The organism is Alteromonas sp. BL110 (genome assembly GCF_003443615.1).
Lineage (GTDB): Bacteria > Pseudomonadota > Gammaproteobacteria > Enterobacterales > Alteromonadaceae > Alteromonas.
On sequence record NZ_CP031967.1, the window covers coordinates 2,476,792 to 2,490,954 of the forward strand.

Genomic DNA, 14,163 nt, shown 5'->3' on the forward strand with positions numbered 1-14,163 from the left:
AAGCGTATCATTATTAATCAGTAAGTATGGTTTCAGCAATTTTTCCTCCGGATGTGCAGAAGTAGACTTGTGGTGTAGTAGTCAGGAGAGCGTGCGCAGTGAAATTAGTCGATAACAACCAATATTTAGGTCAAACTGACCTGCTTGAGCAGTCTTTTCAAAGCGCTATCAACAGCGGTACTGCGGTAAATGTGTTTGAACGAGCACAGCATTTCAGAAACACAGCGCCAGCTGGCAACAAGCCGTACTTGGTAGAAGTAAGTACCAGTCTTGAAACAGAGAATCTCTGGAAAAAGCGTCTGAAAATGCTATTGGATGCGGAAAATAATCTTATAAAAGTTATACGTTTACGTAAAATTACTGCTATATTTACGGTGCTGAGTATAGCTATGTTTTTATTTTCCCTGTACGTGGCTCCTTCGATGTCTCCAGCAGTTTTCTACAGTTTAATTACTGTTGCAGCTTTCGGTTTGGCGACCTACCCGGCATGGTTCTTAGTTTCGAAAAGTAATAAAAAACGCAGAGACCATATCTCTAGCTTGTTTTATAAAAGTAACCACGAAGTTGAGATAGTGGACGGAACCATGAAGTTAATAAACAGGGCGAACTATGCGAGTGTAACTCAAATACACATATTGGATCGCAAACTTGGATTATTCGCAAACTCATAGACACCACTATACCTCCAAGCTAATTTTGTTGCTTTTGGTAGCCTCTTGTTTATTAGGAGGTTTACTTTTAGCGCCAATGGACGCTCTTGGCCAACTATTGGCCTCTATTACTATCCTAATTTTCATCTCGCTTTGTAGTAAAGAAGCGCGCCATACTCAGAAATACCAACATTTATTCCGTATCTTTGCCCTCGTTTTAGCAATAGCACTTAGCGTACGATATTTGTTATGGCGGGGTATTTATACACTCACCTATTCAGATATTTTATCGATGATTGCAGTATGGCTACTGTTCGCAGCAGAAATATATGCGGGTATCACTTCGGTATTGGGCGCTATCGTTAATGCTTTCCCGTTGAGTAGGCCATTGCTCTCATTAGATGGTATGGATAAGGCTACGCTACCTAGCGTGGACGTTATGATCCCAAGCTATAACGAAGATGAAGAGATATTAGAGGTCACAATTCGTGCAGCAAAAATGTTGGATTACCCAAAGGATAAGCTCCATATTCACTTGCTTGACGACGGTGGTACAGATCAGAAAATTAACGCGGATAACCCTATCTCGGCAGCGTCAGCAAGGCAGCGTCGACAAGACTTACAATCACTTTGTTCGCGCTTAGGTATTACCTATCACACTCGGGCGAAAAATGAGTTTGCTAAGGCGGGCAACGTTAATAGTGCAATACAAAATACAACGGGTGATTTGATTGTAATTCTTGATGCCGATCACGTGCCTACTTCTGATTTTCTCGACAGAACTGTCCCTTGGATGCTTAAGAACGAAAAAGTGTTCTTGGTTCAAACGCCTCACTTTATGGCTAACCCAGACCCAGTAGAGCGCAATTACTTTTCAGCGTTTACGCGCATGCCTTCAGAGAACGACATGTTTTATGGCACTATTCAAAAGGGGCTAGATTATTGGGGCAGTTCGTTTTTTTGCGGCTCAGCCGCATTAATGCGTAGAAAGCACCTGGACTTGGTTGGCGGTATTTCTGGCGACTCTATTACCGAAGATGCAGAAACCGCGCTAGACCTGCATAAGATGGGTTATGAATCCGTGTATGTGGATAGGCCAATGGTAAGCGGACTTGCTCCTGAAACCTTCGATGCGTTTATTCAACAGCGTATGCGTTGGGCGCAGGGAATGACGCAAATCTTACTACTTAAAAAACCTTTTAAAGCGGAAGGGCTAAAGTGGTACCAGCGGGTGGGCTACATGAGTTCAATCATGTTTTGGCTGTTTCCTTTCGCCCGCATTATCTTTTTACTCATGCCTTTAGCATATCTTGTGTTCGGGCTTCAGGTTTACCATGCCTCTATACTAGAGATATTCGCATTTACATTACCCCACGTAGTTGCAACCTATATGATCTCAACAATGCTCTTTGGGAGAACCCGATGGCCCTTGGTGTCCGAGCTTTACGAAATATTGCAATGCGCATTCACATTAAACGCATTAGTGAAAGTTTTCTTAAAGCCTCGAGCCCCATCTTTTGTCGTAACGCCAAAAGGAGAAAGCTTAGAGAAAACCTTCGTATCGCCGCTTTCTAGTGTTTTTTACTGGGGGATACTTCTTATTACCTTCGCACTAGGGTGCGGCGTTTATAAATTAATAACTGAACCGCTAACTCGAGAGCTTACGGTAGTCGTATTGCTTTGGAATGTCTTTAATTTAATTTTGTTACTGTCAGTGTTGAGTGTTCTACTAGAGCGAAAACAGGTACGCAGCCAAGCTCGGTTGCCAGCTACCAACAGTGTAGTGATTAAAACTAAAAGTGATGAAGCTTGGGTAGGTGACTTGGTCGACCTTTCGTTAGGTGGAGCGAGGTTGCGATTGAAAGGTAAAGGGGCGTTCGTTCCGGAAAAGGCAACACTTTCTTCATGGAGCCATGCTTTAAATAAGAATGTTCACATCGCTATTGTTGTACTGAACTACGATAGTAAATCTAAAATACTAAGAGTGCGTTTTGTTCCAGAAACAGAAGAACAAGAAAACGAAGCCATCGCTTTCGCACTTTGCGACAGCTTGCGCTGGTTATCGTTTCAACGTAGAAGAACCAGGCCTATCTCTTACTGGTTTGGAGCTAAACATGTATTAAAAGTTGGCTTAAAGCCAGCTTTATTGCATATGCTTGTATTAATAGGCAAATTCGCCGACAAATTAGGTGTGCTACCTAAATCGGTAAAGGACAAACAATGATTAAAAAATACTTTATCTTCATGTTGTGTTTGTGCGTATCATTCAGCCTCGCGGCCCAAACCGATACTTACAGGCTAACAGAGTTTTTCGGCGGCGACGAAACCCTGCGACTTCAAGGCAAAGCCGCAACGCTAGACATACCTATACCGCTTAGTTCAGTAACGAAAGTAGACAGCGCTCGACTGCGGTTAGAAGTGTTGAGCTCCCAAGCGTTAATAAAAAAACGCTCTCAGCTTTATGTTAGGTTCAACAACGCGACTATCGGTCAGGTGGCTTTTGATCCTCAAAGGCCCTCTTTGGTATCTGAGATAGAAATACCCAAGTCTCTTTGGCGAGCAGGCTTTAATTCATTGACGTTAGCAGTAAGTCAGCACTATGCCGAGCAGTGCGTAGATGGTAGCGCCCCAGAGCTATGGAGTGAAATCAATGCCTATACGTCAACGTTACAATTAAAGACATCAACGGACAAGAAACCGTTTAACTTAGAAGATCTAAGCGGTTTCTTTAATCCGGGGATTGGCGGGCAACGAGACGTTCAGCTTTACACTGCGCGTGAAATCGAAAGCGAGCTAAAGCAACAAACTTTGCCTTTAGTGGCACAAGCTCTAGCGCTTAGAAATCAATACCAACCTTTGATTATAGAGCATGATACCTTCGATGATGGTTACGTGTTGCCCCAACTAGAAGAGACTGAAAATAGTTATTGGAATGAGGAAAACGTTGCGCGTTATGAACGTACAGCTTGGTATCTGGAACGAAAAGAAAAGCAACCGGTTCACGTACTAATTGGCACCGTAGATGCGTTATCTCCCGTTTTATCTGATGAAGTAATAAACGATATTGACGGTGCATTTTTAAAAACGCAGAGAACACCTGCATTCGTTGAAGATGGTGAAGTAGTTGTACCGGCGAGCTATCGGCTTATTGTTAGTGGTATTACACCAATTGAAGTGCTAGAAGCTGCAAAAGCATTGGCGGTAATGGATGACGCTATCAATCCAGTCTCTCAAGTCACCATACTTTCCCAAACCCAAATGAACGCAGACACGCTTCAGCGCAATTTTGTATTGGCTCCCGATAATCATTACACGCTCCAGGATTTAGGTGTGTCCACATCGCAATTTAGAGATGAAGGCACCTTCAAGAAACGGGTATCGTTTAGATTACCCGCTGACTTTTACGTACCGGAGAATGCCAGTGTTAACTTGTTCTTAGATTTTGGGTATGGCGCGGGCTTTGGACCTGGCTCTGTAATGAATGTGAGTGTGAATGATGAATTAGTTCACGGCCCTAGCGCTTAATAATGATAACGGCCAGTCGTTTAGAGATTATCAACTTAGGGTACCCGCTCGCTTCTTTAAGGGAGGCATCAACAACGTAGACTTTGATTTGAGCTTACGCGCGCCACTTGCAGGCGTGCCCTGTGACGATGTTTCAGGTAAGCATTTGGTCTTTCAGCTGGCAGATTCTTCTGCCATCGAGTTTCCGGATGCAGGAAACGTTGCTGTGCAGCCGAATTTGGCGTTATTGTCTGAAACTGCCTACCCGTTTGCACGATTTAAATCGGCACCTGTTTCCACCATTGTCATTCCATCAGATAACTACCTAGGCACTGCGCTCACGCTAACGGCTAAACTTGCTCAAGTAGCGCAAGTTCCTTTGTTAAACCTGCATATAAGAGAAGCAAATGACGTTTCTACCGATGGCTCTGCTATTGTTTTAGGCACGCCTGAAACCCTCTCGCAAATTGAGCAAACCGAATTTAGCACTGCGATAGAGGCAACAAAACGCTGGTCTTATCGATTGCAAAATAATTTGTACAACCGCATACGTACGCTTACTGACGACATGTCTTTCAAAGCAATGCGTGTAGACGGGCACACAGTACAAGAAAGTGATTTAGGCGAACAGGCAGTGTTGACCGCCCAAGGGCATCCCACTTCATCTCAAACGGATACCATGTTCATTATTGCTGCACAAAGTCCTGAGTTGCTTCAGACAAGAGTTACTGAGCTGGTTAGTTTGTCGATGTGGGGGCAAATGGCTGGCGATTTCTTTGCGTGGAAAAATGCATTATCGCCCTCATTGGTTATGCAAGTAAGCGATAAATACGAGGTAGGGGCAGCTGATGACAATTGGCTGTACCTGCGACTATGGCTTTCTAACAACCCATGGTATTGGCTAATAGGTTTCGTAGCTATAGTGTTTGTGGTGAGCTTGTTTATATATCTACTATTAAAACGCAGAAACAAACAAGTACAAGATTCATGGTAAATATACACAGCGTTATCAGGGTAGCATTTTTAGTTGGCATCACGCTTTTGTTAATGTCGTGCTCCAATGAAGAAGACAGCGAATTTAAGTCTCAGTACATCGCGTACAAAGCACTGTTTATTGACGGTGGGCGGGTCGTTGATACCGGAAATGATGAGGTATCACATAGCGAGGGGCAGGGGTACGGCATGCTCTTCGCCGTTGCCGCAAACGATAAAGACACCTTTGACGCACTGTGGCGTTGGACTAAAAGCACGTTAATGCGTGACGACAGTTTGTTTAGTTGGCGCTATCGCCCTTGTGCTGATAATTCAACGGCTTGTATTGATGATCCTAATAACGCCTCTGATGGCGAAATTCTTATTGCATGGGCGTTACTGCGTGCGGCTGAAAAGTGGGGCGTAAACACGTATCTGGAAGACGCTAAAGCAATTGTGGGGGCTGTCGAACAGAAGTTGTTGATAACCAATGGCAACAGCGTTGTATTGTTACCAGGTGAATACGGATTTACGTCCAAACAAGCAGGCAAAGACAGTTTGCAGTTAAATTTGTCTTACTGGATTTTTCCCGCTATCACTGATTTGGCAAGAATATCGGCTACACCTGCACGATGGGAAAACCTTTATGAAACGGGCTTAGCTTTGTTGTCTAACATGCAATTCTCTTCTTATAAGTTGCCAAGTGATTGGGTGCGTTTTATGCCCAATAATACTGACTCAGGCAATAAGGATATTGGCACAGTAAGCCTAGACAACGTCATATCGCCTGAATTCGGCTTTAATGCGATCCGTATTCCACTGCAGCTTTGCTGGTCACCGAAATTTCGAGAAAACACTCAGTTAACCGAAAAGCTACTAGCGCCATATTATGCTTGGTGGGCTATTACACCTACGCCAGCTACCGTCAACTTATCAAACGAGGAAACGGCAGAGTACGAGATGTCTAAGGGCATGAAGTCGGTTCAGATTGCAGTAAACAGCTTGATGAATCCCGAAGCGCCACAAAAGCCTGAGTGGCCTCCAATCGACCGTAACATGGATTATTACTCTGCAAGCTTAACGCTACTCTCTATGTTAGCGATCTTGGATAACGCATCGTGAAAGAAAGGTTTACACGCACGTCACTCTGTCTAGCCATTGGCACATTGCTCACGTCCTTTGGGACGATGCAGGCGTACGGGCAAACTAAAACAACTTACAAAGAAAAAGAGCTAGGCATACTTCCAGTACAACAAGAACAACCTGATTTAACTGGGCTTTGGTATCACATTAACGAGCGACAGATTCAGCGAGCTAACGAAGAATTTTCGCGTCTAAAAGCCCGTTACCCTGGTTGGAAGGTACCGAAAGAAGTCGAAGCTGAGTTAGATAGAATTAATGGCCGAGTTAAAGACACTATTGAGCCGGTTGTTTCAGTACCGAGAGTTGATAAGTCAGATAAACCTGAGGCCGAGCCTACGCCCAATGATTCGCGCGAGACCTCCCAAAAGCAGGTTATCAAGCCAGCCTCAAAATCGCTTCCGCTAGAAAAGTTTGCACAATTAACCCCTAAAGCCCGAGCAAATGCATCAAAGCAAAAAGTAGAAACGCTTATTGCATTAAGCAATCAGTTAAAGCGTACTGACTTTTACTTGCTCATGGGGTGGACTGCTATCGACAAAGGCATGCTAGAGCTTGCTGGCCAGCAGTTCACTGAAGCCTTGGAGTTGGCTGTTCGAGATATTGATAAACAATCCGCACAGCAAGGTCTAAACAGCGTTACGGGTATTAAGCTCCAGCAGGCATTGTCACTGCGTGATACGACAACCTTGGCACAGTTATACAAATCTGACACCAGTGGCTACGCGAAAGAGGTGATACAAGGCGCGGCGTGGCAACAATACGATATAAAGAACTATGACTTTGCTGAAGCGCTGTTTAGTTTAGTAGAGGATAACGAAGGCAGGTATCTGACACTTAGCGCACAAAGCAGTGATATTGCCAAGCAAAACGCTTTCGACTTGGCATGCAGTATTGATACTGAGATTTTCATAAGGCGCTGTGCAGATCGCCTGGCTAGCCGACAGGCCCAGTTCTACGATACAAGGCATTACATAGAGAGTATTCACGCTGGCGAAGCTCTTGAACGCTTGCGGCCTTTAAGCATAGACGAACGTGCGTTGATTGGTTGGGCCGCAAAAGAAATACAAGACATTTCCACCGCCACGGCGGCGTTCGAGCAAGTGCTATCGACAACGCCAACCGACACGATTATTGCGAATGAATTGGTTTCATTGAATCAAAGCAATGCGGCTACATTAAATCGCTTGGCCTTAAAATACGGCGCAGTAAAAAGCATTTTGCAAGCGCGTAATATACGAAATGCGTGGCCTAGGAAACAATTTTGGTTAGCTTATCAAAACGAAGACCAACAAGCGGTTACCGCACAAACTAAAGATGGCCTAAGTGCAGTCTACGGGATTAATACCCGCAGTCGAAGTGGTGATGAGGGGCTTGGTAACTTTGATGTGTTGTCACAATACATCGGCATTGGCAGCGGTTTTAAAAACTGGCTTTGGCAAGTTTCATTAGATTATAAGCAGTTCTACAGTGGTTCTCCTCAGGTTGGTGATTGGTTCGGTGACAGGCAATTGGAAAGTACATCTCTGGGCATAAGCGGTTTCGAAGACACTGGTGTTCGGGCTGAAGCCTATTATCAAGCGCCAGACTTCAACTTTTACGCGAATTTGGAATATGCCATGTTCGAGCAACCCATTGATGCTAAAGTAACCGGGCAAATCTCGGCGACGAAGTTCTTAGCAAATACTACCGTTGCGGCCACGCTATTTAGAAAAGCGAAAGAAGACAGTCTATTAAGTCAGACCGGAACTTTTTATGCCAACCGAGAGCAGCCTTGGGGCTATGTGATAGAAAATGGTATTCGTGGATTAGTTGCCCATTCCATTGCTGATAATATGTCGGTTGCAGGAACTGCGCAGATAAGCCGATTAGAAGGCGAACTCGTTGCTGATAATAGCGCGCTATCACTTCGTGGTGACGTAACTTACGACATAGCGAGTCTCGTATCTCCACGCCTCGATTATTGGCGTGTAGGACCGTTCTTAAGCTATACGAGCTATGACAAAAACTTAAGTGGTTTTACAGTAGGCAACGGGGGCTACTTTAGTCCGAGTCAGTTTGTCAGTATTGGCGGCTATTCTGAACTGCTAACCCTAGAGGCACTCAACTGGCAGGTTAAACTGCGTAGTTCACTGGCGCTTTCTCGTGTTAAACAAGACGGTGATCTGCGCTTTCCGATTGGACAAGCGCACTCTAGTGTAGAAGAAGGCGTTTCTCTTGGAGAAAGCACAGACACAGGTTTAAGCGGCAATTTTATGGCGGAAGGTCAATATCGTATTGACCGCAATTGGATTGTGGCTGGGTATATTGGAAAAGCGTTTGCGGTCGAATATCAAGCGTTTGAAGCGGGTATTCAAATAAGATGGCGAGAAGGGCAGGGTAATGGTGTAACAAGTGATGAGCTTTTGCTGTCTTCACCAAGATTAAGCGGCTTTGCTTTGTAAAGCCGCTTTCATCAAAGACCGAGCTATCCTTATTTAGACCTTGCTAACTTGTCGACGCCTAGCCAACATGAAGCATCCTGCGCCAAATAAAAGGGCGATTGAAGCGGGCTCACTGACGTTAATAGCGCCAAACTGGTAGTTATTAATTTGGCCTGTTGGCGCGTTGTAGGTTTCGCCTTGGTCATTAACTAATTCCACAAGCGGAGTGACCAAACTATTGGCAATCACATTGCCATCTACGTGACCATTATAAAAGCTTAGCTCAGCATATGGCGCCAAGACGCTGCCTTTTACGCCAACACTGTGAAGAGTTAAATCTTCAGCATCAACAAAATTAAACAAAATATTGTTAGTGTAAAGCCCATCGTGACGTTGGCCTATGTTGTTATCGTTGTCTCTATACTGGCCAGTTTCTGTAAAATATTCGTTTTCCTGCGTAAATGCAGTATTGAAGAAGCCTGTATTAAACAGCTCTACCGAATCGCCATACACATTGATAATGTTGTAGCTGGTGGTAGAGAAATCGTAAACAATGTCTTTGTCGGCAGCACTGAACCAGTCAGAACTAATTGAATAGATATTCACATCGTCGGAGCCAGAAAATACGATGGTGTCGAGAGTATCGATATTACTGTCATTACAAGTAACTAACGCATTTGGATCTGAAGCGTCGGTACAGGTCAGTGTTGTTGTTCCATTTACGCTCATCGAAGCAAAGTCTTGAGACTGCGCCGTTACTTCAGTAGCGATGGAATTAAAATCGAGGTTGTCGACGTTTACTGTATTACTGGAAGACTGCACAGCGCTCCCCGTATAGCCAGCATTATCCACGGTAAGCGTTGTACCGTATGTTATGGAGCCATTTACACCCGCTTCACGGATGGTAACGGCTTGCTCAGACTGGATATCACCGTTATTAACGCCTGCCTTCTCTAATGTCACGTCACCTTCACTGAATATACCGCCGTTTTCCACACTACCGTAGGTTACGTTGGTAGTATTGCCACTGTTTATCGCTTTATCGAACATTACGCTATTAGCGGTAACCATCCCTGAAACTGTGGTTTGTCCTGCGTGAACATGGCCTCGGGTGTAAGTAAGATCGCCACCTACATAGAGCGCACTAGAGGAAAGATCGGTAGGGAGTAGAAGACCTACATCAAAGTCTTCAACCGTTAGGTTTCCACCTACGGCTAACGAGCCTTCAACGTCAGAACGCTCACCCTCGTAATCTTCAAAGATGAAAGCGTTGTAGTTAAACGCTTCGCTTAATTCAATTTTTGCTGCAGACACCTGGGGTGCTGACATTACCGCTGCAACTACAGCAGTGTAAATAAGTTTTTTGTGCATAATGGCTCCAGTGACATCAGAGTCTGGAACCGAGTTTCAACATGGTTTATCCAGACACACCGAATGGTACGATCTGAACAAAATTCGTGCGATAGCACAAGAGATACTTTGGTATAAGAGAGGATACGAAAAAGCCACCCGAAGGTGGCTTTTACTTAATTTGTTTTTGATTAATAAAGCGTTTTAGCTGCTCTTTTTAACCAAAACAGATACTTTGTCGATACCAGCAATTTTAACTTGGTTCATTACTTCAACTACTGTGCCGTGCTCGCTGTCTTCGTGAGCCTGGATAGCAGCAGAATCAGTGTTGTTTTCTGCTAGGTATGTTTGCGTGTTCGCAACCACACGACGAATATCAACCTCACGGCCACCCATCATGATAGTGCCATCAGCATCAATACGGATAGAAAGCGCTTTAGAAGGCTTGTCGTTTTTCGCTTGATTATCTTCTGGACGGTTTACGTCTAAACCTTTCTCTTTCACGAACGAGGTCGTTACGATGAAGAAAATCAACATGATGAACACGATGTCCAACATGGGGGTCATATCAATCTGAGCCTCGTCTTCAGCCGAGGTATGCTTCTTTCTTTTCATCTCGTCTTCTTTCTTCTGTTACGTTCGAGCCATTTAGTATACTGCTTGTTACAAAAATATACAGACTTTTGTATAAAAACAGTGTGCTCATTAACACTTGTTGTTGAAAAAATACTCAATTTCACGGTGGTAAAACAACAAATTAGGGTTGTTTGCGTGAAATAGCGACACCTAATTGGTAAAAATACAACATCAATGCCTGATTGAGTGATGTACGCAAGTTACCATGAGGGTAAATGCCAAGTCTAGCTTCCGTTGACTTTTTTGTGCCTTGCACTAAGAACGCATTTTTGATTTCGTGATCTTGAATGCAGGCTTCAAATGCGCGGGCGGCCATCTCCTGAGGCATAGCATAATAATACATTTTTAGCGCGCGATCAGCTTCTACGGATCGCACAAAGTATTCATTTGGCCTTTTTTGATCATTTAAAAACAATAACGAGAAACAATCGCTCAATTTTTGATTCAAAGGGTGCTCGTTCATTGGCGCATTATCCAGCCAAGCCTGTGTGGCGAAACTTCCGGCGGCAACGCCGTCGAACATACGAGGGGCAATGTAGTGATCAAAGGCGTGGAACCACTCGTGGGCTAGGGCCCCAGCTCCCGCGTGTTTTGCTAGCGCTAGCTGTCTTTTCGCACTGTTGTAGTGGGCGCTACTGTGCTTTTGCCCGCCGCTGCCAAAAGCAAGGGACAGAGAGCCGTTTAAAGACAGCACTTGCTCATTGATATTTAGGATCGCAACCAGATCGTACAGCGCATCAAAAAATAAATTGGCAGCGATCTGTTGTTCTTCCGCAGTCACCCATCTGCCAACCGTGATCGTAGCGAAATTAAACAGTTTGCGAATATCTTGAAAAGACACGTCAGCACCGTCCCGGTGGCTCGGGCCGTTGCGATAGAACTGCTGATGTAAACGGCCTTTATTTTCCAATGCTTATATCCACTTGCATTAGGTGTTTATGCCATCGAGACCAGTAGTTGCTCACACCAAGATTCAATACGGGCATCGGTTTTGTCATATTGATTTTCATCGTCAAGAGAAAGGCCGACAAACTGTGTTTTATCTTCGGTTAAGGCTTTAGAGGCGGTAAACTCGTAGCCTTCGTTAGGCCAGTACCCCACAATATTACAACCCGAAGGCATTATTGCATCGTGAAGCATGCCCAATGCATCTTGAAACCATTCGCCGTAACCTAGCTGATCGCCAAGGCCGAATAGCGCAATGGTTTTACCGGCTAAATCTAAGCCGTGCACGTCTTCCCAGTGAGACTCCCAATCTTCTTGAAGCTCGCCAAAATCCCAAGTAGATATACCAAATATAATGATGTCGTATTCGGCTGTGCGCGTCAGATTTACATCTTTAATGTTGTGAAGATCAACAATGTCTTCGTCAAAAAGGCTATTGAGCTGCGCTTGGATTTTTTCTGCCGCCATTTCGGTATAGCAGGTTGTTGAGCCGTAAAATAATCCGATGGACAGTGCGCTATCACTCATTAGATACCTCTTTTGAACTAATCGTCTTTAGAAGCTGGGAATTCTACCTCTTTACCGTTGCTCAACAAAGCTTTGCACTGAACATCGGCGTTTTTCTGTGAAATTTTTAATACACCGATAGCACAACCGTTGAATAATTCGCCATAACCCAAGCTTGGTTCTCTCGCTTTTACCGACATGTTTCGGCGTCTTGTGAAAAGGTTTAAGGGAGACTTGGAGCGATACAGTACCCGGTTCAATCTATCTAGCCACTTAATTAGCCCATCTGGGAACGCGTTTTTCAATCCGCTGCAGGTGAACTGAGTGATATGGGGGCTGTTTCGCCTAAAGCGTAGACGTACATCGTATACAAAGGAATAGTGCACATCGCCCGACAAAATAATGAACTCAGGCGGGGTTTTGTAGTGCCTGAAGATGTTTAACATAACGTTGGCAGTACCTTTATGTGCCATCCAGTTTTCAGCATCAACGGTGAGCGCTTTGCCAAAAAACGTAAATATTTTTTGAATGGCCTCAATAACTTTAACCCCATAGATGGGGGCAGCAGAGACAACAATGACAGATTCTTTGCCAATAATAGAATGCTGGAAATCACACAGCGCTTCCCAATCCATTAAACCCGACGGCTTGTTCATATTTGATTCACTGCGCCAGCGTTGTGTTCGCGTGTCCAATACTTCTATAGGAGGCGTGGTATCTAAGCGGTAATGCCACTTGTTAAAATCCAAAAGATTGTTTATAACCTCATCGTGTTCAGTGAAACCTATGTCACTTATCGATTCTTGTACTTTTGCGATCAGTGGCGCGACCTTTTTAGGTGCATTGCCCCAGCCTTGGCATAGTAAGTAGCCAATAAGTGCATTGCCGATCATACGTTTCGATAAGGGATTGCTATAAACTTCTTGCTCCCAACCCCGCGTTAAGTTCCAGTCGTCGGTGACATCGTGATCGTCAAAGATCATGTAGGTAGGAATGTGCGCTAGTGCTCGGCGTACCTGTGGTAATTGTTTAACGAACCCGGCAAGCGCGTCATTCTCTTTATCGAAAATGTTCGAATACTTTTCTGGAATACCCTCTTTATTTATAGTGACATCAGCCCACAGCGTATCGGACCACACCAGCAAATACATAGCGATGATCTCTGCACTGCCAATTAAATGGTTTTGTGCATTTACCGACGTAAACACAGGCTTTTTCTTAGCACCAAAGAATATTGAAGACAGTACCGTATTGGTCGCTATTTGCGGCAGAAGCTGTTCACGTTCATAAAACCCAAACTCATGGGTTGCGAGTTCACTAGTGTTGCTTACCACTGCGCCCTCAAGCCCCTCGTGGTAAAGGCCTAAACGCTCTATCACACTGTGAATAGCTTTAAGCATTGGCCCAGCGACATCATCTGCGTAAATTTGATCTCCCGTCATCAATAAAAGATCGGGAAAGCCCTTGTTTTTTTCAAACGCATTTTTATGAAGAACGTCAACCTGCGCCAGCGCATCATCATTGTCAAAGTGGGGTTTGCGGCAAGAGCCATGCAAAATGGTTTCGGGTGTTTCTGTGTAGTGAAAGCTTGGCGAAGATTGACCATTGTAGAGTATTGCGCGCTGTTCTTTTTCCCATCTGGCTTGGGCAGATGGATCGTCAAAAAACAGTTGATAGCTAATTCGCGCTCTGTCTTTAAAAGTCTCAGCCGCATAAAAAGAGATGACATGGATAAAAGCACAAGAGCCTACGCGTACAGTTTCACTCCGGCACTCACCTGATATTGCCTGGTCACAGACCGACAGTTTTAATAGTGGTGCTTCGGCGTTACAGGTGACTACCCATATATGGCTTTCAGTAGGCGTCACTTTTCTAACTATTGGCCCTGCTATGACTTGGGGCAAGTGCTGCGTAGGAATGACTTTCTCCTTCAATACTCGATTTACTAGCTAAAACTTTTTTTGCCCCTACATTGAGGCGCTTTACGATCTTGATTGTCTTTTACACACCACAAACGCATTGGTATGTAAATAATC

At 44.5% G+C, this 14,163-nt stretch carries 10 protein-coding genes and 1 pseudogene; 6 read left to right on the forward strand and 5 right to left on the reverse strand.

Going from position 1 to position 14,163, the window contains the following annotated elements:
* Positions 1–98 precede the first annotated feature (98 nt).
* The 6 genes and pseudogenes from D1814_RS10740 to D1814_RS10760 all read left to right on the forward strand — a co-directional run bounded on the left by D1814_RS10740 (position 99) and on the right by D1814_RS10760 (position 8,710).
* A complete protein-coding gene (locus D1814_RS10740) occupies positions 99–671 on the forward strand; it encodes a hypothetical protein (RefSeq protein ID WP_118492107.1) in 573 nt (190 codons plus the stop codon).
* Between the two features lie 76 nt (positions 672–747).
* Positions 748–2,874: a UDP-forming cellulose synthase catalytic subunit gene (gene bcsA, locus D1814_RS10745; protein ID WP_232368860.1), complete on the forward strand. Its 2,127-nt coding sequence runs from the start codon at positions 748–750 to the stop codon at positions 2,872–2,874.
* Entirely contained in the window at positions 2,871–4,175 is a 1,305-nt protein-coding gene (locus D1814_RS19705) for a cellulose biosynthesis cyclic di-GMP-binding regulatory protein BcsB (RefSeq protein ID WP_269747663.1), read from the forward strand. The genes bcsA and D1814_RS19705 overlap by 4 nt, the downstream gene beginning before the upstream one ends.
* A gap of 55 nt (positions 4,176–4,230) precedes the next feature.
* Positions 4,231–5,148: pseudogene (locus D1814_RS19710) on the forward strand (cellulose biosynthesis cyclic di-GMP-binding regulatory protein BcsB); the annotation flags it as partial.
* Positions 5,142–6,248 (forward strand): glycosyl hydrolase family 8, encoded by a 1,107-nt coding sequence (locus D1814_RS10755; protein ID WP_118492111.1) that lies wholly within the window; start codon positions 5,142–5,144, stop codon positions 6,246–6,248. The pseudogene D1814_RS19710 and the gene D1814_RS10755, both read left to right, overlap by 7 nt.
* Positions 6,245–8,710 carry a cellulose synthase subunit BcsC-related outer membrane protein gene (locus tag D1814_RS10760; RefSeq protein ID WP_118492113.1) on the forward strand — a complete coding sequence of 822 codons (2,466 nt, stop codon included), beginning with the start codon at positions 6,245–6,247 and terminating at the stop codon, positions 8,708–8,710. The genes D1814_RS10755 and D1814_RS10760 overlap by 4 nt, the downstream gene beginning before the upstream one ends.
* A 33-nt stretch (positions 8,711–8,743) precedes the next feature.
* On the opposite strand, the gene D1814_RS10765 is transcribed toward D1814_RS10760, so the two are convergent.
* The 5 genes from D1814_RS10765 to D1814_RS10790 form a co-directional block, all read right to left on the reverse strand.
* Positions 8,744–10,060 (reverse strand): choice-of-anchor A family protein, encoded by a 1,317-nt coding sequence (locus D1814_RS10765; RefSeq protein ID WP_118492115.1) that lies wholly within the window; start codon positions 10,058–10,060, stop codon positions 8,744–8,746.
* 183 nt (positions 10,061–10,243) lie between these two features.
* Complete coding sequence (locus D1814_RS10775; RefSeq protein ID WP_014950746.1) at positions 10,244–10,654, reverse strand: ExbD/TolR family protein; 411 nt, start codon at positions 10,652–10,654, stop codon at positions 10,244–10,246.
* A 142-nt stretch (positions 10,655–10,796) separates the two neighbouring features.
* On the reverse strand, positions 10,797–11,585 hold the full coding sequence (locus tag D1814_RS10780) for a CLCA_X family protein (protein WP_118492119.1): 789 nt from the start codon (positions 11,583–11,585) through the stop codon (positions 10,797–10,799).
* 26 nt (positions 11,586–11,611) lie between these two features.
* A complete protein-coding gene (fldB, locus tag D1814_RS10785) occupies positions 11,612–12,148 on the reverse strand; it encodes a flavodoxin FldB (RefSeq protein ID WP_118492121.1) in 537 nt (178 codons plus the stop codon).
* Between the two features lie 17 nt (positions 12,149–12,165).
* Positions 12,166–14,031 (reverse strand): alkaline phosphatase family protein, encoded by a 1,866-nt coding sequence (locus D1814_RS10790; protein WP_118492123.1) that lies wholly within the window; start codon positions 14,029–14,031, stop codon positions 12,166–12,168.
* Positions 14,032–14,163: the final 132 nt, after the last annotated feature.

Coding starts and splice junctions, on each gene's coding strand:
- bcsA (WP_232368860.1), top strand. CDS start 748: ATGGACGCTCTTGGCCAACTATTGGCCTCTATTACTATCCTAATTTTC.
- D1814_RS19705 (WP_269747663.1), top strand. CDS start 2,871: ATGATTAAAAAATACTTTATCTTCATGTTGTGTTTGTGCGTATCATTC.
- D1814_RS10755 (WP_118492111.1), top strand. CDS start 5,142: ATGGTAAATATACACAGCGTTATCAGGGTAGCATTTTTAGTTGGCATC.
- D1814_RS10765 (WP_118492115.1), bottom strand. CDS start 10,060: ATGCACAAAAAACTTATTTACACTGCTGTAGTTGCAGCGGTAATGTCA.
- D1814_RS10775 (WP_014950746.1), bottom strand. CDS start 10,654: ATGAAAAGAAAGAAGCATACCTCGGCTGAAGACGAGGCTCAGATTGAT.
- fldB (WP_118492121.1), bottom strand. CDS start 12,148: ATGAGTGATAGCGCACTGTCCATCGGATTATTTTACGGCTCAACAACC.